21 protein-coding genes and 2 pseudogenes are annotated in these 22,253 nt (G+C 74.6%); 9 read left to right on the plus strand and 14 right to left on the minus strand.

Going from position 1 to position 22,253, the window contains the following annotated elements; genetic code table 11:
- Positions 1–182 (plus strand): annotated as a pseudogene (locus ABZ444_RS24580) (cytochrome P450); the annotation flags it as partial.
- A gap of 44 nt (positions 183–226) precedes the next feature.
- Here the strand turns inward: ABZ444_RS24580 and ABZ444_RS24585 are convergent.
- Positions 227–1,000, minus strand: coding sequence for a methyltransferase domain-containing protein (locus ABZ444_RS24585; protein WP_358001049.1), 774 nt, complete (start codon positions 998–1,000; stop codon positions 227–229).
- Positions 1,001–1,113: 113 nt separating this feature from the next.
- Complete coding sequence (locus tag ABZ444_RS24590; protein WP_358001052.1) at positions 1,114–2,334, minus strand: class I SAM-dependent methyltransferase; 1,221 nt, start codon at positions 2,332–2,334, stop codon at positions 1,114–1,116.
- Positions 2,335–2,640: 306 nt separating this feature from the next.
- On the opposite strand from ABZ444_RS24590, the gene ABZ444_RS24595 reads away from it, so the two are divergent.
- Positions 2,641–3,720: a hypothetical protein gene (locus ABZ444_RS24595; RefSeq protein WP_358001055.1), complete on the plus strand. Its 1,080-nt coding sequence runs from the start codon at positions 2,641–2,643 to the stop codon at positions 3,718–3,720.
- An 8-nt stretch (positions 3,721–3,728) separates the two neighbouring features.
- Here the strand turns inward: ABZ444_RS24595 and ABZ444_RS24600 are convergent, their stop codons facing one another.
- From ABZ444_RS24600 to ABZ444_RS24610, 3 genes and pseudogenes are all read right to left on the minus strand, one after another.
- On the minus strand, positions 3,729–4,550 hold the full coding sequence (locus tag ABZ444_RS24600) for a MarR family transcriptional regulator (RefSeq protein WP_358001058.1): 822 nt from the start codon (positions 4,548–4,550) through the stop codon (positions 3,729–3,731).
- A gap of 14 nt (positions 4,551–4,564) precedes the next feature.
- Positions 4,565–4,690: pseudogene (locus ABZ444_RS24605) on the minus strand (respiratory nitrate reductase subunit gamma); the annotation flags it as partial.
- A gap of 259 nt (positions 4,691–4,949) precedes the next feature.
- Complete coding sequence (locus tag ABZ444_RS24610; RefSeq protein ID WP_358001061.1) at positions 4,950–5,783, minus strand: SAM-dependent methyltransferase; 834 nt, start codon at positions 5,781–5,783, stop codon at positions 4,950–4,952.
- Between the two features lie 210 nt (positions 5,784–5,993).
- On the opposite strand from ABZ444_RS24610, the gene ABZ444_RS24615 reads away from it, so the two are divergent.
- From ABZ444_RS24615 to ABZ444_RS24625, 3 genes are all read left to right on the plus strand, one after another.
- Entirely contained in the window at positions 5,994–7,199 is a 1,206-nt protein-coding gene (locus tag ABZ444_RS24615) for a CoA transferase (RefSeq protein ID WP_358001064.1), read from the plus strand.
- A gap of 174 nt (positions 7,200–7,373) precedes the next feature.
- Complete coding sequence (locus tag ABZ444_RS24620; RefSeq protein WP_358001067.1) at positions 7,374–7,826, plus strand: hypothetical protein; 453 nt, start codon at positions 7,374–7,376, stop codon at positions 7,824–7,826.
- Positions 7,823–9,058, plus strand: coding sequence for a glycosyltransferase family 4 protein (locus ABZ444_RS24625; RefSeq protein WP_358001070.1), 1,236 nt, complete (start codon positions 7,823–7,825; stop codon positions 9,056–9,058). The genes ABZ444_RS24620 and ABZ444_RS24625 overlap by 4 nt, the downstream gene beginning before the upstream one ends.
- Before the next feature lie 3 nt (positions 9,059–9,061).
- Here the strand turns inward: ABZ444_RS24625 and ABZ444_RS24630 are convergent, their stop codons facing one another.
- The 7 genes from ABZ444_RS24630 to ABZ444_RS24660 form a co-directional block, all read right to left on the minus strand.
- On the minus strand, positions 9,062–10,033 hold the full coding sequence (locus ABZ444_RS24630) for a glycosyltransferase family 2 protein (protein ID WP_358001073.1): 972 nt from the start codon (positions 10,031–10,033) through the stop codon (positions 9,062–9,064).
- A gap of 82 nt (positions 10,034–10,115) precedes the next feature.
- On the minus strand, positions 10,116–11,117 hold the full coding sequence (locus ABZ444_RS24635; protein ID WP_358001075.1) for a hemolysin family protein: 1,002 nt from the start codon (positions 11,115–11,117) through the stop codon (positions 10,116–10,118).
- A complete protein-coding gene (locus ABZ444_RS24640; RefSeq protein ID WP_358001078.1) occupies positions 11,114–12,424 on the minus strand; it encodes a hemolysin family protein in 1,311 nt (436 codons plus the stop codon). The genes ABZ444_RS24635 and ABZ444_RS24640 overlap by 4 nt, the downstream gene beginning before the upstream one ends.
- Positions 12,425–12,571: 147 nt before the next feature.
- Complete coding sequence (locus ABZ444_RS24645) at positions 12,572–13,009, minus strand: pyridoxamine 5'-phosphate oxidase family protein (protein WP_358001081.1); 438 nt, start codon at positions 13,007–13,009, stop codon at positions 12,572–12,574.
- A gap of 26 nt (positions 13,010–13,035) precedes the next feature.
- The gene (locus ABZ444_RS24650) at positions 13,036–13,728 is read right to left on the minus strand and encodes a sigma factor-like helix-turn-helix DNA-binding protein (RefSeq protein ID WP_352354967.1); all 693 of its coding nucleotides are present in this window, start codon (positions 13,726–13,728) and stop codon (positions 13,036–13,038) included.
- Complete coding sequence (locus ABZ444_RS24655; RefSeq protein WP_358001084.1) at positions 13,698–14,816, minus strand: hypothetical protein; 1,119 nt, start codon at positions 14,814–14,816, stop codon at positions 13,698–13,700. Before ABZ444_RS24655 ends, ABZ444_RS24650 begins: the two co-directional genes overlap by 31 nt.
- Complete coding sequence (locus ABZ444_RS24660; RefSeq protein WP_358001087.1) at positions 14,813–16,003, minus strand: hypothetical protein; 1,191 nt, start codon at positions 16,001–16,003, stop codon at positions 14,813–14,815. The genes ABZ444_RS24655 and ABZ444_RS24660 overlap by 4 nt, the downstream gene beginning before the upstream one ends.
- Before the next feature lie 287 nt (positions 16,004–16,290).
- Between ABZ444_RS24660 and ABZ444_RS24665 the strand changes: the two genes are divergently transcribed.
- Complete coding sequence (locus tag ABZ444_RS24665; protein ID WP_358001090.1) at positions 16,291–17,055, plus strand: SpoIIE family protein phosphatase; 765 nt, start codon at positions 16,291–16,293, stop codon at positions 17,053–17,055.
- 73 nt (positions 17,056–17,128) lie between these two features.
- Here ABZ444_RS24665 and ABZ444_RS24670 read toward each other — a convergent pair whose 3' ends face one another.
- Entirely contained in the window at positions 17,129–17,662 is a 534-nt protein-coding gene (locus tag ABZ444_RS24670; protein ID WP_358001093.1) for a hypothetical protein, read from the minus strand.
- Between the two features lie 45 nt (positions 17,663–17,707).
- On the opposite strand from ABZ444_RS24670, the gene ABZ444_RS24675 reads away from it, so the two are divergent.
- From ABZ444_RS24675 to ABZ444_RS24685, 3 genes are all read left to right on the plus strand, one after another.
- On the plus strand, positions 17,708–19,318 hold the full coding sequence (locus ABZ444_RS24675) for a helix-turn-helix domain-containing protein (protein ID WP_358001096.1): 1,611 nt from the start codon (positions 17,708–17,710) through the stop codon (positions 19,316–19,318).
- Between the two features lie 150 nt (positions 19,319–19,468).
- Positions 19,469–20,839 carry a diaminopimelate decarboxylase gene (locus tag ABZ444_RS24680; protein ID WP_358001099.1) on the plus strand — a complete coding sequence of 457 codons (1,371 nt, stop codon included), beginning with the start codon at positions 19,469–19,471 and terminating at the stop codon, positions 20,837–20,839.
- Between the two features lie 183 nt (positions 20,840–21,022).
- Positions 21,023–21,370, plus strand: a complete 348-nt coding sequence (locus ABZ444_RS24685; RefSeq protein ID WP_358001102.1) for a WGxxGxxG family protein — start codon at positions 21,023–21,025, stop codon at positions 21,368–21,370.
- 87 nt (positions 21,371–21,457) lie between these two features.
- Here ABZ444_RS24685 and ABZ444_RS24690 read toward each other — a convergent pair whose 3' ends face one another.
- Complete coding sequence (locus ABZ444_RS24690) at positions 21,458–22,249, minus strand: putative protein N(5)-glutamine methyltransferase (RefSeq protein ID WP_358001105.1); 792 nt, start codon at positions 22,247–22,249, stop codon at positions 21,458–21,460.
- Between the last annotated feature and the right edge of the window lie 4 nt (positions 22,250–22,253).

The raw sequence follows: 22,253 nt of genomic DNA on the forward strand, positions 1-22,253 counted from the left end.
CCGCCTTCGGACTCGGCATCCACCGCTGCGTCGGCTCCCACCTGGCCCGCATGGAACTCCGCACCGCCCTCGACGTCTGGCTCCAGCGCATCCCCGCCTTCACCCTCGCCGACCCCGACGCCGTCACCTGGGCGACGGGCCAGGTCCGCGGCCCCCGCACCCTCCCGCTCCGCATCACCTGACCCTCCCTTCACCGCCCCTGCCCCCATCGGGGCCGGCCTGGCGATCAGCCCACTTCGGCCGTCACCAGGAACAGCAGGGCCGAGGCCAGGAAGGGGCGGGAGCGCAGGTCGTCGAACCACTCCTCGGCGCCGGGTTCGAGATATCCGGCGCCGACGGCCCTGACCAGGTTGCGGCGCAGGCCGAGGACCTGGTCGGCGGTGGCCAGGTCGCGGAGGACCGGCGCGACCGTCACCACCGACCGCACCGTGAGGCCCGCCTCCTCGCACAACCGGGCCAGGCTGCGGCCGAGCGTGCCGTGGCGGACCATCTCGGTGGAGATGAACCGGGCCAGCGTCCGGCCGACGTCCGGGCGTGGGGAGTCGATGAGCATGCCCTCCCAGTCGGGCTCGGCCATGACGATCCGCGCCCCGGGACGCGCCACCCGGCGGAACTCCGCCAGCACCCGCGCCGGGTCGTCCACGTGCTGCAGGACCCGGTCGGTACGGGCGCGGTCGATGCTCCCGTCCGCGACCGGCAGCTCGTGCACGTCTCCGGGACGCACCTCGACCTGAGGCCGTCCGGCCAGACGGACGCCCGCCTCGGCGACCATCGCCGGGTCGCGGTCGAGGCCGATCACCCGTCCGGCGGGGGCGACGGCATCGGCCATGGCCGCGAGGTCGGTCCCGGGGCCACAGCCGAGGTCGAGCACGGTCTGCCCGGGCCGCAGGTCCAGCAGTTCGAGCACCTGCCGCTTGTAGCCCCTGCCGACGTCGGTCGAGGCGACGTGGTCGAGGTAGGCGATCGGGTCGGGTCGGGAGGCGGGATCAATGTCGATCATGACCCCACCCAACCAGACGGGTTCGCAGATCCCACGGACACCAGGTGAAGGTTCCGTGCACCCGAACCCCCCGCCGCGCGGGGCGGGCCCGGCCGGACGTGGGTGGAGGGGGGTCAGGTACGGCGGAGGCGCCACAAGGAGGTGATCTCGGTGGCGCGGGCCGCGTGCAGGGGATCGGTCCGGTCGGAGGCGCGTGGGTGCCGTGGCCGGGTCCGGAGCTGGTCCACGACCCGCAGGCCCGCGCTCGTGAAGGCGGACAGCAGGTCGGCGCGGGTCCGTAAGCCCAGCCGTTCGGCCAGGTCCGACAGGATCAGCCAGCCCTCGCCCTCCGGTGTCAGGTGCTCGCCGAGGCCGTCGAGGAAGCCGCGGAGCATGCGGCTGCCGGGGTCGTAGACCGCGTGGTCGAGGGGCGAGACGGGCTTGGCCGGGAGCCAGGGCGGATTGCAGACGGCGAGCGGCGCGCGTCCGGGCGGGAAGAGGTCGGCGTCCAGGACGTCGACCCGGCCGGACAGCCCCAGCCGCCGCAGGTTGTCGCGGGCGCAGGCCACGGCGCGCGGGTCGCGGTCGGTGGCCACGACGCGCTGGACACCTCTGCGGGCCAGGACCGCGGCGAGCACGCCCGTCCCGGTGCCGATGTCGAACGCCCCCACGCGCGAGACCAGCGGGGCGGCGGCCACCAGGTCGACGTACTCGCCGCGCACCGGTGAGAAGACGCCGTAGTGGGGGTGGATGCGGTCGTTCAGGGCGGGCACCTCGACGCCGCGCCTGCGCCATTCGTCCGCCCCGACGATGCCCAGCAGCTCGCGCAGCGAGATGACCGAAGCCTCCGTCGCGGGCCCGTAGACCTGCGCGCAGGCGCCCCGCACGTCAGGGGCGCGCCGCAGGGGGACGCTGTGGTCCGGGTCGAGCGGCACCAGCAACCGGCCCAGCGTGACGGCCCGCTGGGAGCGGGCCCGACGGTACTGGTGGAAGTCCTGCGCGAGCGAAGGCGCGGGCGGGTCAGCGGCCGCGAGAGCCGGTGGGGAGGCGGACGAGCGCGAAGGCCAGGAGGCGGGCGGGGGTGAGGGGGTGTGGGAAGGGCGGGGTGGACGGGTGGGGGTGAGGTTGGGTGGGCGACGGTCGGCGCGGCGGGCCATGGCGCGCAGCAGCCGGCGTGCGGCGTGGAAGTCTCCGCGCCACAGCAGCGCGGTGCCCTCGCAGGCCAGCCGGTACGCCGTGGCCGCGGCCAGGCGCTCGTCGGCGATCACCACGCGCGCGGGCGGCGGCGAGCCGTTCTCGGAACGCCAGCGGGCCGACCGGGCCTCGCCGTCTTCGGTCCAGCGGATCTCGAGCACTCAGGGCTCCTCATGATCGAACCAGTGATGGCCATGAGAAGCACTTCGACGCGGAGAGGGTCAGCCGGTGGCGGCCTCCCGCGAGGAAGTGCGCGCCGGGGCGTCGCCGAGAACCATGCCGGGCGGTGGGAACGACATGATCAACCTCCTCGCGGTGCTGGAAACGTCCTCATCCTAGCTTCACGGGCGGGCGTCGAGCGCGGTCAGGTTCCTCCTGACCGCGTTTCGAGGACAGATCCGGTCAGGCCGGAATACGGTGGGCCGTTGACGATCAGCCAACGCCCGCAAGCCCTACGGAGTCTCTCCATGCGTACCGCAGCGGCAGTCCTCTCCTTCGTGCTCGCCCTCGCCCTTCTCCCCGTCCAGCCGGTGACGGCCACTGTCGCGGCCACTGCCGGGACCACCGCCGCGACCACCGCCGCCACCAGGACCGCCGCCTCGGCGCTGCCGGGCGGCAAGTCCACCTTCGTCGTCTCGCAGGGCCATCTCCAGGCCGCCTCCCGGCAGAACTGGGTGCGCCTGGGCACCTACCGCTTCGCCGCGAACGGCACGGTGAGCGCCGCCCTGTACCTGTGGTGGCAGCGTTTCCCCAAGGCCAGGCAGCGCACCGGCACCGTGCCCGACCCGAGCTGCACCACCAAGGCCGGCGGCGTCGCGTCGCGCCCGCGCGGCTGCGAGGTGCTCACCGCGGGCGGCTACACGGGCGGCCCGAGCGAGACCCGTACGGGGACGTACACGCTGGCGGGCAACGTGCTCACCATCCGGTGGAAGATCGCCCAGACCTGGACCGAGCAGTGGTACGTGCGCACCTCGCCCGACGGCAGGCTGGCCCGCCTCGACCTCAAGGGCAGCAGCCTGGCCACGCACGGCTACGGCTACGGCAGCAACGCCGCGATCGGCACCCGGCGCGCGATGAGCTCGGTGCGGGCCTTCCCCGGCTCGCTCAGGCAGGACCTGACGAGCTGGGCGAGCGGCACGCTGGTCAACTCGGCGAACCAGCCGTTCGGCCACTCCTCCTTCCGCGCCTGCAAGTCGACCACCTCGTGCCTGACCTACCTGCAGCCGTCCTCGCGGGGGGCGTGCCAGAAGTCGGGCGGCTGCCCCAAGTACGGCGGCGGCACGCGGGCCAACGTCAGCTCCATCCAGTACTACCTGACGACGATCTCCAAGTCCGACCGCCGTGACACGCTGTGGCACTGGTGCACGTGCCTGGCGATGGAGCGCGGCGAGTTCTGCTACACGGGCAACTCCCACGTCAAGCCGCTGATGCAGATCATCGACGACACGGGGGCCTTCCGCGGCTGGGTCGGGGCGGAAGCGTCGTTCTCGACCGGTTCGCGGGCGACGGACATGCTGGCGGTGCTGCGCATCTCCGACTTCCGCTGACCGCCGGGTCAGGAGCCGGAGCGCAGGTCCTCGGCGGCCTCCTGGTAGGCGCGGGCGGCCCGGTCGAAGTAGTCGTAGAGCACGTCGAGGTGCTCGGCCGGGTAGCCCGCGAGGATGTCGCCGATCTTCTGCCGGACGGGGGCCATGACCGCGTCGAGCTCGGCGGGCTTGCCGACCGGCTCGACGATCACCTTGCGGCGGTCGTCGGGGGCGGGGACGCGGCGGACGTACCCGGCCTGCTCCAGCCGGTCGATCAGCCGGGTGGTCGGGCCGGTGGTCAGGCCGGTGCGGACGCCGAGCTCGCCGGGGGTCATCGGGCCGGCCAGTTCGAGGATGTTCAGCGCGTACAGGTCGGTGGCGCCCAGGCCGCAGGCTTTGGCGCCGGCGTGGCCGTGCAGCATGACCGCGCTCAGGTAGCGGCGGTAGCGCCGGCCGGCGTCCGACGGGTCGGGGGTGTTCGGCACGCGGTCCTCACTTCCTGTCCTCCTTCTTGAGAAGATAAATCCTCCAAGAAGTAACTTCTTCTGCGAAGTTACCACGCGGGAAGCGCGCAGGCGTCCGAGCGCGAGCAGGACGAGGGTCGTGAGCACCACGGCGGTCAGCAGGACGGCCAGGTTCAGCGGGGTGCGCAGGAAGCCCAGCGCCACGATCACGAACGGCTGGTGGGCCAGCCAGGCGACCAGGGCGGGCACGCTGATGCACGCCGCGGCCCTCCCGGCGACCGCGCACGCCCCGGCGACCCGCGCCCTGACCGCCCCCCGCTCCCGGGCCCGGCCCCCGGCCGCTCCCTCCGCGCCTTCTGCCCCTTCCGCGGCGGCTTCGGCGCTCATCGGGGCAGCGCGCCACCGCGGGAGCGGTAGCCGATGTACGGCCTGGCCAGGTACGCGACGGGCGCGGCGAAGGCGTGGACGAGGCGGCTGAACGGCCACAGCGCGAACAGGGCCAGGCCGAGCAGCGTGTGCGCCTGGAACACGAACGGTCGTCGGCGGCCTGCGTGCCGAGCCGGCGCGCGACGTGGAGGTGGATCTGCCGGGCGTGGCGGTCGAACAGCGCGGCGAACTGTTCGGGGCCGTCCCGGGAACGGAGGATCACCTCCGCGTCGTCCTGCTCCGAGAGGTTCTGCAGGGTCACATCGTTCCTTCCACGAGGACGGCGGTCACCTCGCTGTCTCCCGCAGGCCGCATCATCGTTCACGGCGGGGGGAGGCGGCGGGGGCCGTCCGCGGAAGGTCAGGGGATGCGGGCCACGGCTCCGTAGTTGCCGGAGGAGGCGGGGGCGTCCGCGCAGGCGGGGTCGCCGCCCGCGGGACGCCACTCGGGCACCCACACCAGACCCGGCTCCAGCAGGTCGAGACCGTCCAGCAGGTCCGCGACCTCGGCGCGGGTGCGCACGTTGAGGCCGGGCAACGTCATGGCGAGCATGCCCCGCACGGCCGGGGCCAGCTCCCCCGGCACGCCGTCGAAGGTGATGTGCAGCAGTCCGAGGAAGCTGCCCTCGGGGACGGCGTGCCGCAGCCGCTTGACGACGGTACGGGCGCACTCGTCGTCAAGGCTGTGGGCCGACAGCAGCAGCACGGCGATCGGCCGGTCCCAGTCGAGGAACGTCTGCACCACCGGGTCGCCGAGCATCTCGTCCATCTCGCGGACGTCGCCGTCGACCACGCGCACCAGGTCGCAGAAGGGCTCGATGGTGGCCTGGGCCAGCGTCAGGGCCATCGGGTCGCTCTCGACGTACACGACGCGGACGTACGGGCCGGGCGAGGTCAGGCGGGCCACCTCGTGCAGGCGGCTGCCGCCCGAAGAGCCGTTCGGCACCCCGCTCCCCACGATCATGAACTGGTCCACGCCTTCGACGGCGGCCAAATGACGGATCACCCGCGACAGGTATTCAAGAACGGCACGGGCCGCGGTGGTGGCGACGGGAGTAACTTGATCGAAATGGCGAACCAGGTCTCTGTCGGCGAGGAAGTTGTTCTTCCCGCCCGCGGCGGCGTCAAGTATCCGCGTGATCCTGGCGTGCGCCGTGCCAAGCCTGGCCAAGTTGCGGACAGCACGCTGGCGCATGAGCGTTGCCCCTTTCCCCTCGCCGCCACCCTCTTGCGGTAGGCGATCTTTGGACTTCACTCGTGACTCAGACCATATGTTCCAACAATTCCAGTTAATGACAATGGGGCAGACCGGTTATTTCGGGAAATGTTTGTTACCAGAACTTCCGGGCGAGATCATCAGGCCGCCGTCCGCGCGTAGGATCAGCGGATCGACGTGGAGGTGGCCGTGGCGGAGGAGCATGCCGCACCGCTGGCCGGGATGCGGGTCGTGGAGCTGTCCAGCTTCGTCGCCGCGCCGCTCGGCGGGATGACGCTGGCCCAGCTCGGGGCGGAGGTCGTCCGGGTCGATCCGGTCGGCGGCGGGCCCGACGCCCGGCGCTGGCCGCTCGCGCCGTCCGGCCGCAGCCTCTACTGGGCGGGGCTGAACAAGGGCAAGCGCTCGGTCACCGTCGACCTGCGGTCGGCCCGGGGGCGCGCGCTGGTGGCCGACCTGGCCGTCGCCGCGGGCACGGTGCTCACCAACGCGCCGCCCCGGGCCGGGCTGTCGTACGAGGAGCTGGCCGGGCGCCGTCCCGATCTGGTGTACGCGCGGCTGCTCGGCCACCGCGACGGCCGTCCGGCCGTGGACTACACGGTCAACGCCGAGCTCGGCCTGCCGTACGTGACCGGCCCCGCCGACCACGACGGCCCGGTGAACCACGTGCTGCCGGCCTGGGACGTCGCCTGCGGCCTGTACCTGGCCGTGGGCCTGCTCGCGGCCGACCGCCACCGGGCCGCGACCGGCCGGGGACGCCGCCTCGACGTGGCCCTGCACGACGTCGCCCTGGCGACCATGGGCAACCTGGGCTTCCTGGCCGAGGCCCAGCTCCGCGGCGCCGGCCGTCCGCGCGTCGGCAACGACCTCTACGGCGACTTCGGCCGCGACTTCGCCACCGCCGACGGGCGGCGGCTCATGGTCCTGGTGCTCACCGAACGCCACTGGCGCGACCTGGTCGCGGCCACCGGGCTGTCGCACGTGGTGTCGGCACTGGAGGAGGCGCTGCCCGCCGACTTCCGCTCCGAGTCCGACCGCTACGCACACCGGGAGGCGCTGGGCGGGCTGCTCGCGCCGTGGTTCGCCGCGCGTACGGCGGCCGAGGCCGAGGAGGCGCTGGAGGGCACGTCGGTGCTCCGGTCGCGGTACCGGACGCTGGCGGAGCTGGCCGCCGGCGGGGCGCCGGCGCTGCGCGCCGAGCCGCTGCTGGCCCCGCTCGACCAGCCGGGCGTCGGCCCCCACCTGGCCCCGGGCGGCCCCCTGCTCATGGACGGCCGGCAGGTCCCGCCGTCGCCCGCGCCGGAGCTGGGCGAGCACTCCGAGGAGGTGCTGGGCGAGCTCCTGTCCCTGTCCCCCGCGCAGGTGGCCGACCTGCGCGCGGAGGGCGTGGTCGGCTGACGGCAGTTTGAACATGCCCGAAACAATGGTTACGGGCACGAAAATGAGAAGGTGCGGGAGCGCTCCCAACAGACTGAAATGCCCGCCTAGCTGGACTTATCCAAATATGATGCAAGTTTCACGCATAAAGCGCCGAGCGGAACACCAAACGGCTTCCCCAAACGGCTGCTCGGCGTGGTGTTCACCGACGGCGTGCTGCTGGTGCTGCTGCCCGCGATGGCGACCGCCGACAAACCGGTGCTGCTGCGGCGGATCGCCCGGCTGGTCCCGGCCGTGGCGGGGGTGACGGCGCTCTTCTCCTTCGCCGCGAGCACGGTGTTCTTCCTGCTGATGGGCGGCGAGTACCCCTGCTCCACCGGGCTGATGACGCTGTCGGCGCTGGGCATCGGGGCGCACACGGCGTTCAACCTGTACTCGGTGGCGCTGTCCATGGACGGGGTGCGCGGCGCCCGCGTGCTGATCGGCTGCCTGCTCGCGAGTGCGCCGGTCGCGCTCGCCGTACCGGCCTGGTGCGTCCGGTGGCACGGGGTGGCCGGCGGGCTGGCCGGGTTCGTGCTGGTCAACCTCCTGCTGCTGGCCGTCGTGGCCGTGACGGCCGCGCGCGTCTACCTCAAGGACCTGTCATGAGAATCGCCTGCGTCGTCAACCAGTTCCCGCCCAACGTCACGGCGGGGCTCGGCCGCTACGTCGAGCTGATCACCCCCTGGCTCGCCCGCGACCACGAGCTCACCGTCCACACGCTCAACATCGGCGGCCTGCCCGTGGACGAGCGCGTGGACGGCGTCACCGTGCACCGGCCGCGCGTCCGGCTGCCCGGCGCCCGGCGGCGGCTCAACCGCACCCGCCGCGCCGAGTTCCTGCTGCTGGCCGCGCAGGTCGTGGTCAGCGACTGGCGGTACGTGCGGCGGCTGCGCCGCGGCGGGCGGCCGGACCTGGTCGCCGTGCACGACTCGACGAACTTCCTGGCCGGCCTGCTCTGCCACCACCTGCTGCGGCTGCCGGTGGTCCTGCACGTGCACACCACCGAGTACGGCGTGGCGACGCAGCGCAGCATCCGCGACCCGCTGAACCTGTTCGCGGCGCTGGAACGCCATCTGGCCCGGATCTCGCGGCGGGTGGTGGTGGCCACGCCCGAGGTGCGCGAGCAGCTCCTCGCCGCGCGTTGGCGGCGTACGCCCATCGACGTGGTGCCGCTCGGCGGGACGTACGAGCGGGTCGTCGCCGATCCGGCCTTCGACCGGGACGCGCTGCGGCGGGGCGCGGCGGCGCTGCGGCGGCGGCTGGGACTGTCCGAGGGGGACAGGGTGCTGCTGTTCGTCGGCAGGATCGAACGCCAGAAGGGCGTCTACCAGCTGCTGGAGGCGATGCGCGCGGCGTCGGCCGCGGTGCCGGGGCTGCGGCTGCTGATCGTCGGCGAGGGGGACGAGGTGGGCGTCCGGCGCATCGTGGCCACGACCGGGCTGCGCGGGCGGGTGCTCACCTCGGGCCGGTTCGTCACGGGCCGCGAGCTGCTGGAGTACTACGAGCTGGCCGACGCCTGCGTGTTCCCCTCGCTGTTCGAGCCGTTCGGGCTGGTCGCGACCGAGGCGATGGCGCTGGGACGGGCGACGGTCCTGGGCGACGGCTTCTCGCGGATCTTCCTCGGGGACGACCCGGCAGGGCCCGCCGCGCGGTTCGTCCGGGCCGCCGAGCCGGCCGACATCGCGCGCGGGATCATCGACGTCATGACGGACGAGGCGCTGCGGCGGTCGCTGGGCGAGCGCGGCGAGCGGTTCGTCCGCGAGAGCCTGAGCTGGGAGCGCGCGGCGGCGGCGACGGCCGCGGTCTACCGGGCGGCGCTCAGGCCGCCCGGCTCCTGAGTGTCAGGCCGGGCCGCCCCGCAGGACGCGCAGGGAGCCGACGGCCAGGCCGGTGACCAGCACCACGTGCACGGCCAGGTGCACGGCCATGAAGTAGGCGGTGAAGGCCGGGCCGCGCTGCCGGTGGACGAACCGCAGCAGCTCCGGATCGGCCACCACGAACCACGCGACCAGCACGACCGGCACCGCGAACAGTGCCGGCGCGAACAGGCCGAGCGGCAGGCAGGCCAGCGCCGGCGCGCAGGCGAGGATCCCGGCCCGGCTGTTGGCGTTCTCCGGCTTGGCCGCGCCCCGCCTGGCCGTGGCCAGCGCGAGCGGGATGAGCGGCAGCGCCCGCCGCCACTGCTCCGACAGCACGGGCAGGAACCGGTGGCCCTCGTCGTGCCGGCCGGAGACGGCGTCGGTCAGCACGATCCGGGTGTGGACGGCCAGGCGGCTGCTGTACTCGACGTCCTCGCAGTCGCGCAGGCTCTCGTCGAGCCGGCCGGCCCGGGTCAGCGCCTCGCGGCGGATGGCGGCCAGGGCGAACACGACGCTGTTGACCTCGCCCAGGTGCCGGCGCCGCCAGTGGACCTGATGCAGCAGCCGGTACCACTCGACCGGGCCGTCGTCGATCAGCGGCTCGGTGTCGTAGACGCCGTGCACGCAGCCGACGCCGGGATCGGCCTCCAGGATCGCGAGGGCGCCCGCGACCGCGTCGGGCCGCAGCGCCACGTCGCTGTCCAGGAAGAAGATCACCTCGCCGGTCGTGTGCTCGACGCCGGCGTTCCTGGCCGCCGACACGCCGCGGTTGGCGGGCAGGCGCACGACCCGGCAGCCCAGCTCCTCGGCGATGGCCGCCGAGCCGTCGGAGCCGGCGTCGTCGACGACCACGATCTCGTCGGGCAGGCGGGTCTGGGCCAGCACCGACTCCAGGCACAGGCGCAGGGTCCTGGCCGCGTTGTAGCACGGCACGATCAGCGAAACCGTCGTCACGAGCGTTGCCCTCCGGCGAGTTCCCCGGTCGCGGTCACCACGGCCCGCGGCCCTGCTCCATGATCCCGCACAGACCCCCGCCTCAGCCAGTCAGGATCCCGCCGAGCACGTCGTCCAGGGTGACGACGCCGAGCACCCGTCCGGACTCGTCGGTGACGGCGGCGAGCTGGGCGCGGCGGGCGCGCATGACGGCCAGCACCTGGGCCAGGGTGGCGGTGGCGGGCACCTGCGGCAGGGCGCGCACGGGCAGCGGCTCGCGGGCGCCGTGGCCGTTCAGCGCGTCCAGGACGTGCAGGTAGCCGCGCAGCTCGGCGGGGTCGGCGCCGTGCACGGGGAAGCGGGAGTGGCCGTGGCGGCCGGCGTACCGTTGCAGGCCGGCGCTGTCGATGGTCTCGGGCACGCTGACGACCTCGCTCATCGGCACCATCACCGAGCCGACCGGGCGGGCGTGCAGGGCGAGGGTGGCGATCAGGCGGTCGCGTTCGTCCTGGCGGAGCAGGCGGTGGCGGCGCGACTCCTCGATGAGCACGGGCAGCTCGCCGGAGGTGTAGACCGTACGGACCTCCTCGGCGGACGGGACGCGCAGCAGCCGCAGCACCACCCCCGCCATGGCCTTGACCAGCGTCAGCACCGGCCGGGTCGCCCTGGCCAGCACGAACAGCGGCGGCACCAGCCACAACGCGGCCACGTCGGGCGCCGACAGCGCCAGGTTCTTCGGCACCATCTCGCCGATGATCACGTGCGCGGCGACCACCAGCAGCAGGGCCAGCGCGAAGGCGATCGGATGGACCAGCCGCTCGGGCAGCCCCGCGGCGGCCAGCAGCGGCCCGAGCGCCCCGGCCACCACCGGCTCCCCGGCCGCGCCGAGCACGAGCGAGGCCAGCGTCACGCCGAGCTGCGCCGCCGCCAGCATGGTGGGGACGGCGTTCATGGCGGCGAGCACGGCCTGCGCCCGCCGCGACCCCTCGCGCGCCCGCGGCTCGATCAGGGTGCGGCGGGCGGAGATGAGCGCGAACTCCGCGCCCACGAAGAAGCCGTTGACGGCCAGCAGCAGCACGATGACCAGCCCTTGGGCGAGGCTCACCGGCGCTCCCCCGTCCGGTCCGGGGCGGTCAGCGTGACCTGCTCGATCCGGCGTCCCCGCATGGTCTCCACCCGCAGGACCCACTCGCGCACCGCCACCTCCTCGCCCGGGTCCGGGATGCGGCCGAGCGCGGCCAGCACCAGCCCGGCGAGCGTCTCGTACGGACCCTGCGGCATGCGGAAGCCGGTGCGCTCCTCGACCTCGTCGGCGCGCAGCAGGGCCGGCAGGCCCACGGAGGCGCCCGGCGCGAGCAGCACGGGCGAGGGCTCGTCGGACTGCTCCTCGGGCAGGTCGTACTCGTCGGCGATGTCGCCGATCAGCTCCTCCACCAGGTCCTCGACGGTGACCACGCCGGCCAGGCCGCCGTACTCGTCGATCACGACGGCCATCTCGGCGCGGGCGGAGGCCAGGCGCTCCTGCACGACCTCCAGCCGCAGCGTCTCGGGCACCTGGAGGGCGGGCCTGGCGATCGCGGCCACCGGGGTCGTGTCGCGTTCGGACGGGGGCACCGCGCAGGCGCCGGGGACGCTGGCGATGCCGAGGATGTCGTCGCGTTCCGCGCCGCAGACCGGGATGCGCAGGTGGCGGCGGCTCCTGGCCAGCTTGAGGAACTCGGTGACGCTGGTGGTGCCGGGGACGGTCACGCAGTCCGTACGCGGTGTCATGGCCTCGGCCGCGGTCTTGCCGCCGAAGCGCAGGGCCCGCTGGAGCATGGCGGCGGTGCCGGGCTGGAGCACGCCCGCCTCGGCCGACAGGCGCACCAGGAGGCCCAGCTCCTCGGGCGAGCGGGCGGAGGCCAGCTCCTCCTGCGGTTCGGCGCCGAGCCGTCGGACGATCGCGTCGGCCACCGCGTTGCACAGCCGGATCAGCGGCCCGCACGCCGCCGAGAACGCCCGCTGCGGCGGCGTCGCCAGCCGGGCCACCGCGAGCGGCCTGGACAGGGCGGCGTTCTTGGGCACCAGCTCGCCCAGCACCATCTGCGCCACGGTGGACAGCGCGATCGCCAGCACCACCGGCACGACCGGGACGCCGCCGAGCAGCGGGTCGAGCAGGTCGGCGATGGCGGGCTCGGCCACGACGCCGAGCAGCAGCGAGGTGACGGTGATGCCGAGCTGGGCGCCCGACAGGTGGAACGACAGCCGTTGCACCGCGGCCTCGACGCCCTGGGCGCCCCGGTCGCCGTCCTCGGCGAGCTGGCGGACCTGGCCGCGTTCGACGGTGACGAGGGAGAACTCGGCCGCGACGAAGATGCCGTTGGCCAGGATCAGGGCCAGGGCCGCGAGCAGGTAGACGGCGTCGAGGAGCACGTCAGCCCGGGCCTTCGGGTAACGCCCCGGGCAGGGCCGCGGGCGGGCGCGGAAGGTCCGCGGCGGGCCGTCGGCCGTACTCAGACTCCACGGGCGAAAGCTAGCATCCGGCTCGGGCGTGCGGAAGTCATGACGAACCGCCAGTGATCAGACGTTGCCCAGCACGCGCGTCACCTGGATCTCCAGCACCACCCTGGACGGGTTGGGCCGGGGCGGCTTGTAGCGGGCGGTGTACCGGCGTTCGGCGTCGGCGACCTGCTCGGGCTCGGCGCGCACCACGGCCCGCCCCTCCAGGGTGGACCAGCGGCGGCCGTCGACCTGGCACAGCGACACCGCGGCGCCGTCCGCGCCGATCAGGTGGGCCTTGCGGGAGGAGCCGGAGGTGATCACGCGGGCGGTCGCGGTGTCCAGGTCGAGGGTCGCGCCGACGGGCACGACGTGCGGCGGGCCGCCGTCGCGGGCGGTGGCGAGCGTGCACAGGTGCCGCTCCTGCCAGAACGCGGCGAACGCCTCGCCCAGCTCGGCCAGGTCCACGATCCTCCTCGGGCTGTCGGGCGCCGCGTCGGGCTTCCGGGCGAGCGACATCGTATATCGCCCGGTGAAGGGGCGGCTCAGGAGGGCGGGCCCTGGCGGGCGTGCGAGGTGTAGATCCCGACCTCGTCGGGACGGATCAGGCCGTCCTGGATGGCGCAGATGAGCAGTTTCTCCTTGGTCGGCGCGGGCCGGCCGGCCGCCGCGTACTTGACCCTGGCCCGGTCGATGTACTGGCGCACGGTGCGTTCCTTGATGCCCATGCGGGCCGCGACCGACGCCTTCGACATCGACTGGAACCAGAACAGCAGCGCCGCCCGTTCCTTGTCCGACAGCTGGGGGCGGTGGGGGCCCTCGTCCGTGGCGATGGCCTGGGCCATGGGCAGCGTCACGGACGGCCGGTCGGCGGCCACCTCCATGATCGTCTCCAGGCAGGACTCCCGGGTGGCGCGCCCCTTGCCGATGAACGCCGACGCGCCCGCGTCCAGCACCGCCCGGACGATCTCGGGCTCCTCGTGCTCGGAGAAGACGATCACCCGCTGGCCGCCCGCGCACAGGCCGCCCACCCGGTCGGCGACCATCGTGCCGTTGAGGTTGAGGTCGAGCAGCAGCACGTCGGCGGCCACGCCGCGGACCGACTCGATCGTGGGCCCCTGGGCGACCAGCTCGACGCCGCTGCCCGGCCCGAACCAGGAGCGCACGCCGTCCACCACCACCTGGTGGTCCTCGACCAGGGCGACCGTCACGGGCGCTGCCAGATGCTGTTGACCCATACCTCCCCTCCCTGGCGCTGGTAGGTGACCACGACCCCGCTGGGCTCGCGCACCGGGGTGGGGCTGACCGGCAGGTCGTCGTTGTCGGCGACGACGGCCACGCTCACCATGGCCGACATCGCCGACACGGTGACCCTGGCCCGCGAGCGGGCGCCGTCCAGCGCCAGGACGGGCGCCCTGAGCAGATCCTCCCGCACGCCCTCGGGCAGCGCGGGCAGGTTCTCGCCGAACGGCGGCGCGGTCACCAGCACCTGGCGCCGCTCGGCCGCGTCGATGCGCTCGCGCAGCGCGGCCACCAGCGCGTCCGGGACGTCCTCGCGCTCGGTGATCAGGCGGCGCAGCCGCATGGCGCCGGCCGTGCAGTCCTCGCGGACGCGGGGGTCGCCGGGGTCGGCGCCGTCGGCGAGCTGCTGGAGCAGCGACTCGGCCACGTCCCTGATGGCCGCGTACCTGCGGATGCGGTCGGCGTGGATGCTCCTGGCCGACTCCCGCCAGGCGTCGTCGGCGGCGAGCCGGCGGGCCAGCAGCACGGCGTCCTCGGCGCGGGCGCGCAGCAGGGCGCAGCCGGCCGTGTAGCCGAGCTGCATGGTGACGCCGCCGACGATGACCACCAGGTACTTGGCGACCGAGACCCGGTCGAGCGCCCCGGCCACGGCCATCGCGGCCAGCATGACGGCGGCGTTGACGGCCAGGAACGCGCCCAGCTCCGCCCGCCAGCGCGGCCGGTTCCAGGCCAGCATGACGCCCAGCCAGCCGACCGAGCCCCATCCCCAGTCGCTGATGCCGAGCAGGTCCTGCGGGCGGCAGGCCACGATCACCGCGACGTCGGCGGCCAGCGCCGCGACCGCCAGGCCGAGGATGCGGTCGGGGCCGCGCGAGGTGCGCGCGAGCGACAGGCCCGCGATCACGCCGACCACCGTGTAGACGATCCAGGCGGCCGCGGCGAGCAGCGGCCAGCGGAAGGAGCTCCAGCCGGTGACGGTGACGGTGAGGTCGTAGCCGGTGTGCCAGAAGCCGGCGATGACGGCCGCGCCGAGCGCGGTGTAGCGGGCGTAGCGCTGGGCGACCTGCTCGATGTCGTCGGTCACGGCCGCCACCACATGCTCACCCGCGTGCCGGTGTCGCCGGAGGAGATCCGGGCGCCGCCGCCGCGCAGCTCGTTCATGGTGTCGAGGATCGAGCCGCGCACGCCGAACCGGTCGGGCGGCAGGCGGTCCTGGTCGAAGCCGTGGCCCTTGTCGGCGACCTCCACCCGGACCTCGCCGTCGTGCCCGCTGGAGACCAGGACGGCCTCGGCCACGCCGGCGTGCAGCGCGACGTTGGCCAGGGCCTCGGTGACGGCGCGGGCGAAGTGCTCGGCGACGTCGCCGGGGACGGTCTGCGGGATCAGGCGGCGGCGCACGTCCAGGCCGGGCACGCGGCCGGCCACCTCGTCCAGCAGGGCGTCCAGGGCGATGAGGGCGGTCTCGGGGCGTGGCCGGTCGCGCAGCTTCTCCAGCGCGGCCAGGTCGGTGCCCACCTGGGAGCGCAGGGTGGGCGACGGCTCGTCGTAGGTGCCGAGGCCGACCATGGTCAGGGTGTGCAGGGCGGTCTCGTGGATGCTGGCGACCTGGCGCAGCTCGTCCTCGCGGCGCAGGCGTTCGACCATGAGGGCGATCTCGGCCCGCGCGCTCTCGCGCAGGAACGCGTCGGCGGAGGCGGCCGAGCGGCGCAGCAGCGTCATCAGCATCACGATCGCCAGCAGCTGGACGAGGTGGATGCCCAGCGTGCCGGCCACGTCCTGGGACGGCGCCGCGAGCCGCACCCCCGCCAGGTACGCCCCCGCCACGGCCAGCCCGGCCGGCACGGCGATCCGGGGCCGCCAGGCCACCCCGATGACGACGATCGTCATGGTGACCAGCCCCGCGATCCAGCTCGACCCGGCGTCGAACGCCCGGACGGGCACGAGGTGGCGCTGGGCCAGGCAGGCCGCCACGGTGGTCGCCGCGTCACCGGCCACCAGCCAGTGCGGCAGCGGCTCCTCGCGGCGCAGCCGGCGCAGGTACAGCCCGGTCCACACCAGGCCGGCCGCCAGCGCGGGCGCCAGCCACGCGGCCGAGACCGGCGGGACCGCGCCGAGGCCGGCCGCGACCACCGACACCAGGCCGACGGCCCCGCGCGCGCCCGCGGCGGTACGCGCGACGGCCTTGTCGAGCTGCCGGGTCGCGGAGTCGTACCTCGTGTCGTATCTCGGGTCGGGCCTCTTGCCGAGACCCGTGGAGCCGGGGAGAGCCATGTGCGATCCGCCCGCGAAGAGGGCACAGGACGGGTCTCACAATATCGACTTCCAGCAGGCTTGTTCCCGTCATGACGGTCGGCTGTTTCCATGGCTCTTCCTCGGGGGGCCGGCGGCTCTCCGGTGCGCGTGCGCCGCCCTGCCTCACTGTGGGTCGCGCGGGCCCGGGGCGGCATGACGGCTGATCGGCCGTCGTGCCGCTACGACGGCCGATCAGCCGTCAGTCGCATTCCACGCAAGAGGGATGTACTGGACGCGTGTCGTCGCGCGCGACGGGAGGGACGATCATGACTGTTTTCTCGATCTCGATTCTGCTCGGCTGCCTCTCGGTGATGGCGGTCCGCGGCCGCCGGGGGGACTGGCCGCCCGGCATGCCGGCGACGCGGCCCCGGCTGGTGACCGCGGGCGGCACGTACGACGGCTCGCACGGCCACCCCTCCGACGCCTACGTCGTCCAGGAGCGGCTGATCGCGCTGGCCGACGGGCAGGGCGGCACGGAGGTCGCGCACACGGCGGCCGCGCTGGCCCTGGGCGCCGTGGTCGCCGCCCGCCCGCAGCACTCCGCCCGGCGGGAGGAGGACATGGACGAGTGCGCCCAGTCCGCCCACCGGGCCGTCCGGCGGGCCGCGTTGCGCACGCCGTCCAGGCCGGCGCTGGTCACGACGATGGACCTGCTGGTGCTCGTCCCCGGGGAGACGCCGTGCCTGCGTTTCGTCCACGTGGGCAACGGCGCGATCTGGCACTGCGCCAAGGGCGGCAAGCCGCGCCGGCTCACCACGTCGCACTCCTTCGACGACGGCCCGCTGCTGCGCGGGATCGGGCTGGCCTCTACGCTGAACCCCGAGGTCGGCACCGTGCCGCTGCGGCCGGGTGACCGCGTGGCGGTCGTCACCGACGGCGTGCTCAAGGCGCTGGGCGAGCACCGGCTGACCGAGCTGCTCGCCGTCGGCCCGTCCCCGGCCTCCTGCCTGGACCGGCTGTACGACGAGGTGGCCGCCGCGGCGCCCAAGGACGACGCGACGATGGTCGTCGCCGACTTCGTCACCGCCTGACCTCCGGCCGCCTCTGGAACGTGCCACCCGACACGAAGGGCGGGGGCCGGGTGGCACGGAGGCGTACCGAGCGTCAGGCCAGGCGCTGGAGGAGGCCGTACACGAACAGGGCGCGGCGGGGCGTGCCCTCGCAGGCGAAGTCGACCGCCCAGTGGTGCGGGGCCGACCCCTCACCCTGGAAGCTCACCGGGAAGCTCGCGCCCACGTCGGCCACGACGCATCCCCACGGGGTCAGGTCGGCGGCCGACAGCCGCCGGTCGCCGCCGGGCCGCACGAACCACAGGTTCCACACCTCGCCGCCGGGGCCGGTCAGCGCCTCGAACTCCAGCTCCGGCCAGGACGGCAGCCGCCAGCGGGCCACGTCGCAGGTCAGGCTGCCGAACGGGGTCGCGCCCGTGTACGCGGGCGGGCCGAGCGCCATCCGCAGCGCGGCCCGGCCCTTGGGCGCCGCCGGGGAGTGGGCCAGCCGGGTCCAGTGGGTGTGGGCGGCGCGCAGCTCGGCGCGGGAGGCGTCCAGGTCGGCCAGCGCCTGCTCCACGCGTCGCGGGTTGAGGTCGCGCATGCGGTGCATCAGGGCCAGCTCGAACTGGCGTACGCCGAATCGCATGGCCCCCAGCCTGCCAGGCGTCGTGACCTGCGTATGCTCCCCGTCATGAACAAACGGGGGCAGATCACCCTCCGCGAGCTGCTCGCCTTCGACGAGGGCGGCGTCCTGCGGCTGCTGCTCGCGCCGTCGGGCCAGGACGTGCACGTGTCCGGGATGATCATCGGCGACGAGGGGCCCGCCCGCTCGTACGCCGGCCGGATCGTGCTCGCGGCCGGGCTGTTCCACTCCACCGGCGCGGCCACCGCCTCCATCCGCGAGGCGGCGCGGCGCGGCGCCGCGGCGGTGGTCGTGCGGGCGGGCGAGGACCTGGCCGACGACGCGCTCGACGCGGCCGAGCAGGTCGGCATCGCCCTGCTGGCCCGTGCCGAGTGGGCCGACTGGGACGACGTGGCGACCCTGCTTCGCTCGGCCGCCGCCTACGGCGAGGCGGGACGCGGCGACCGGATGGCCGAGGCCACGGCGGGCGGCGGGCTGGCCGCGCTGGCGTCGGTGGTCGCCGAGTTCACCGGCGGCTCGATCACCATCGAGGACACCCAGTTCCGCGTGCTGGCGCACTCGGCCACCGGGCCGGAGGCCGACGAGCTGCGCCGCTCCACCATCCTGGGCGGCCGGGTGCCCGACTGGCGGGTGGACGAGCTGCGGCGCAGCGGCCTGCTGCGCACCCTGTGGTCCTCCGGCGAGGTGATCCACCGGCCCGCCGACGGCGACACCCCCGAGCGGCTGATCATCGCCATCCGGAGCGGGCGGGAGATGCTGGGCTCGATCTGGGCCGCCGCCGACGGCCGCAGCCTGTCGCCCAACGCGGCCAGCGCGCTGAGCCGGGCCGCGGAGGTGGCGGTGCCGTACCTGGTGCAGCACCGGCTGCGGGAGAGCGGCGCGCGGCTGCGCGAGGAGCACGCGCTGCGCGGGCTGCTGGGCGGCGAGGGCGACATGAGCACCCACGCCTGGACGCTGGGCCTGCCGCCCGACCTGCGCTGCGCCGTGGTGATCGCCGAGACCGGCCCCGACGCGGCGGGCGAGGGCGCGGTGGCCCCGGGCTCGGCCGGTGAGCGGGTGCTGGAGGTGCTCGCGCTGCACGCCGCCTCCTACCGGACCGGGGTGCGGGTGCTGCGGGAGACCGGCCGGGTGCTGGCCCTGGTGCCGGTGCGCGGCGGCGACGAGCGGGACGTGCTCGGGCTGGCCCGCGAGCTGGACGGGCTGGCCGCCTCGACGCCGGGCGCCGCCGCGGTGCTGGTGGGGGCGGGGTCGGTGGCCGCCTCGCCGCTGGTCGCGGCGGGCTCGCGGGAGGAGGCGGACCTGGTCGTACGGGTCCTGCGCGCCCGCGACGCGGGCCCCCGCCACGCCCTGGCGGCCGACCTCGGCCCCGCCCTGGACGTGCTGCGCGTCCTGGACGCCGTCCGCCCGGTGTGGGAGCGCGGCAGCGGCCCGGTGTACGACCTGGTCCACGCCGACCTGGCCGCGGGCGGCGAGCTGGTGCGCTCGATCGCCGCCTACCTCGACGCCGCCGGGGACGTCGGCCGCGCCGCCCGCCGGCTGGTCCTGCACCCGAACACCCTGCGCTACCGGCTGCGCCGCGTCCGCGAGCGCTTCGGCGTCGACCTCGACGACCCCGACACCCGGCTGCTGCTCACCCTCGCCGTCCGCCTGGCCGCCTGACCTGGGGCTCCGGATCTTCCTTGGCCGGGTGGACAAAGCCGTAGGCGGGCTTTGTCCACCCGGCTGAAGACTTGGCCTGCGGTCATGGCCGAATCTCGTCTGGCCCCCTCCGAAACTCCCTCTTTCCCGATGCATCCAGGAGCCTTGGACGTGATCCAGAGCAGTGCCACGCTCGCGCCCGCCCCGGCCCGCGGCACCACCGCCGAACGCGCCGCCCACGTGCTGCGCCACGCCGTACGCGCCGGCGCGCTCGGCCTCGGGGAGCCGGTCGCCGGCTTCGTCGACACCGCCGGCGTGCGGGACTCGGTCAGGGCGTTGCACGAGGCGTTCGGCGAGGTTCCGGACGTGCTGCACACCTTCGCCGCCAAGGCCGCGTCCCTGATCCCCGTCCTGCGGCTGCTCGCCGCCTCGGGCATGGGGTGCGAGGTGGCCAGCCCCGGCGAGCTGCGGATCGCGCTGGACGCCGGGTTCGCGCCGGGCACGATCGTCTTCGACTCCCCCGCCAAGACCCGCGAGGAGCTGCGCCAGGCCCTCTCGCTGGGCATCGCGGTCAACGCCGACAGCCTGGCCGAGCTGCGCCGCATCGACGAGCTGCGCGCGCCGGACTCCTCCTCGGTGCTGGGGCTGCGGGTGAACCCGCAGGTCGGCACCGGCACGATCGGCGCGATGAGCACCGCGACCGCCACCTCCAAGTTCGGCGTCGCGCTGCGCGACCCGGGCGCCCGCGAGGCCGTCGTCCGCGCCTTCGCCGAACGCCCCTGGCTGACCCGGCTGCACGCGCACGTCGGCTCCCAGGGCTGCCCGCTGGAGCTGATCGCGGCGGGCATCGCCGAGACGTACCGGCTGGCCGAGGAGGTCAACGCGACGCTCGGGGTCCGGCAGATCACCAGCATCGACATCGGCGGCGGCCTGCCGGTGAACTTCGACGGCGACGAGGTGGCCCCCACCTACGCCGACTACGTCGCCACGCTGCGCGCGGCCGTCCCCGGGCTGTTCGACGGCCGGTACGCGCTGGTCACCGAGTTCGGCCGGTCGCTGCTGGCCAAGAACGGCTTCGTCGCGGCGCTGGTGGAGTACACCAAGGACGCGGGCGGGCGGCGGGTGGCGATCACCCACGCGGGCGCGCAGGTCGCCACCCGCACGGTGCTCATGCCGGACGCCTGGCCGCTGCGGGTCGGCGCGTACGGCCCGGCGGGCGACCCCAAGGACGGCCCGCTGCTCGCCCAGGACGTCGCGGGCCCGTGTTGCTTCGCCGGTGACGTGGTCGCGCACGCCAGGGAGCTGCCGGAGCTGGCCGAGGGCGACATCGTCGTGCTGCACGACACCGGCGCCTACTACTTCTCCACCCCGTGGGCCTACAACAGCCTGCCCTATCCGGCGGTGCACGGCTTCACCGTCACGGCGGACGGCGACGTCCGGCTGAGCGAGGTGCGTCCGGCGCAGACCCTGGACGAGATCGCCGCGGCCAGCGGGCTGGCGCAGGCCGACGCGCTGACCGGCCTCCTGGCGGCCATCGCCTGAAGCCTGCCGTCCCAACTATGGCGCTATGTCCTGGTTTGTGGGGATTGTTTTCGCGGGTGGGGGTATGTCTACCAGCGAGTATGGAGTTCTCGCTCCATTTCGGGGGAACCTTCCGGGCCGTTGCCCGGAAGGCGCGACAGGCGGCTCTCCGCCTTGAGGGCCGCCGGATCCGGGGGAACCCACATGCGCAAGACGCTCACCGGCCTGGGGATGGCATTCTGCTTGGCGCTGGCCCCGGCCGCCACCGCTGTGGCGGACACGCCCGTCGTCCAGAGCCAGGCGACGCCGAGCCCGCAACCGACCGAGACCAGATACGACGAGGGCGGCGGCAACGGCGGTCTGTGGGGCCTGCTGGGGCTGCTCGGACTGCTGGGGCTCGCGGGCCTGCGCAAGGGCCGCAACCCGGTGGGGACGGCTGAGCACATGACCACCCGTCCCACAGGCACCACCGGTAGCACCGGGACCACCGGCACCACGACAGGGACCACGACGGGGACCACCGCCAACCCCACCCGTCCGCAGCGTCCGTAAGAAGGAGGCGGGCGGTGCCCGGCACGCTCCGGCGCGCCGGGCACCGCGCTGCCCGCCCCTGGGTCGCAGCCGGTGCGGGCAGGGCCCTCAGGCGGGGCGGGTGGCGACGACGGCGGTGGCGTCCAGTTCCGCCGAGACCGTGGCCCGCGCCGGGAGCCCCGCGGCCACGGCGGCCCGGACGGTGGCCGCGGCCTGCCGTTCGCTGGTCTCCACCAGCAGGTGCCCGCCCGGCGCGAGCCAGCCGGACGCCCCCGCGATCACCCGCCGCACCACGTCGAGCCCGTCGCCGCCGCCGTCGAGCGCCGTCAGCGGCTCGTGCAGGCGGGCCTCGGGCGGCAGCAGGCCGACCGACCCGGTGGGCACGTAGGGCGGGCTGGCGATCAGGATGCCGACGCGGCCGCGCAGCGAGCCGGGCAGGGCGTCGTACAGGTCGCCCTGGTGGACGTGGCCGCCGGGCAGGTTGAGCCGGGCGCAGCGCACGGCGGCGGGGTCGAGGTCGGCCGCGTGCACCTCGGTCCCCTCCCCCAGGGCCGCCGCGACCGCGGCGCCCATCGCGCCCGTGCCGCAGCACAGGTCGAGGACGACGGGCGGGCGGCCGGCCCCGCGGGCCAGCGCGACGGCCTGACGGATGAGGAACTCGGTGCGCGGCCGCGGCACGAACACGCCGGGCTCGACGGCGATGCGCAGCCCGCAGAACCGCGCCCAGCCCAGGACGTGCTCAAGGGGCAGCCCGCCGGCCCGGCGCTCGACCATCGCGGCCAGCTCGGCGGGGGTACGGGCGGTGGAGACCAGCAGCTCGGCCTCGTCCTCGGCGAAGACGCAGCCGGCGGCGCGCAGCCGGGTGACGACGGCGGACATGGGGATCGAAGAGGGGGACATGGGG

Origin of the sequence: Nonomuraea sp. NPDC005730 (assembly GCF_040630865.1) — a bacterium.
Classification (GTDB): domain Bacteria; phylum Actinomycetota; class Actinomycetes; order Streptosporangiales; family Streptosporangiaceae; genus Nonomuraea.

Excerpts from the sequence above, each read along its gene's own strand:
- ABZ444_RS24625 (WP_358001070.1), top strand. The coding sequence starts at position 7,823 with ATGAGAATCGCCTGCGTCGTCAACCAGTTCCCGCCCAACGTCACGGCG.
- ABZ444_RS24675 (WP_358001096.1), top strand. The coding sequence starts at position 17,708 with ATGAACAAACGGGGGCAGATCACCCTCCGCGAGCTGCTCGCCTTCGAC.
- ABZ444_RS24690 (WP_358001105.1), bottom strand. The coding sequence starts at position 22,249 with ATGTCCCCCTCTTCGATCCCCATGTCCGCCGTCGTCACCCGGCTGCGC.
- ABZ444_RS24610 (WP_358001061.1), bottom strand. The coding sequence starts at position 5,783 with ATGCGCCAGCGTGCTGTCCGCAACTTGGCCAGGCTTGGCACGGCGCAC.
- ABZ444_RS24595 (WP_358001055.1), top strand. The coding sequence starts at position 2,641 with ATGCGTACCGCAGCGGCAGTCCTCTCCTTCGTGCTCGCCCTCGCCCTT.
- ABZ444_RS24600 (WP_358001058.1), bottom strand. The coding sequence starts at position 4,550 with ATGAGCGCCGAAGCCGCCGCGGAAGGGGCAGAAGGCGCGGAGGGAGCG.
- ABZ444_RS24660 (WP_358001087.1), bottom strand. The coding sequence starts at position 16,003 with ATGGCTCTCCCCGGCTCCACGGGTCTCGGCAAGAGGCCCGACCCGAGA.
- ABZ444_RS24645 (WP_358001081.1), bottom strand. The coding sequence starts at position 13,009 with ATGTCGCTCGCCCGGAAGCCCGACGCGGCGCCCGACAGCCCGAGGAGG.
- ABZ444_RS24665 (WP_358001090.1), top strand. The coding sequence starts at position 16,291 with ATGACTGTTTTCTCGATCTCGATTCTGCTCGGCTGCCTCTCGGTGATG.
- ABZ444_RS24585 (WP_358001049.1), bottom strand. The coding sequence starts at position 1,000 with ATGATCGACATTGATCCCGCCTCCCGACCCGACCCGATCGCCTACCTC.
- ABZ444_RS24650 (WP_352354967.1), bottom strand. The coding sequence starts at position 13,728 with ATGGGTCAACAGCATCTGGCAGCGCCCGTGACGGTCGCCCTGGTCGAG.
- ABZ444_RS24685 (WP_358001102.1), top strand. The coding sequence starts at position 21,023 with ATGCGCAAGACGCTCACCGGCCTGGGGATGGCATTCTGCTTGGCGCTG.
- ABZ444_RS24670 (WP_358001093.1), bottom strand. The coding sequence starts at position 17,662 with ATGCGATTCGGCGTACGCCAGTTCGAGCTGGCCCTGATGCACCGCATG.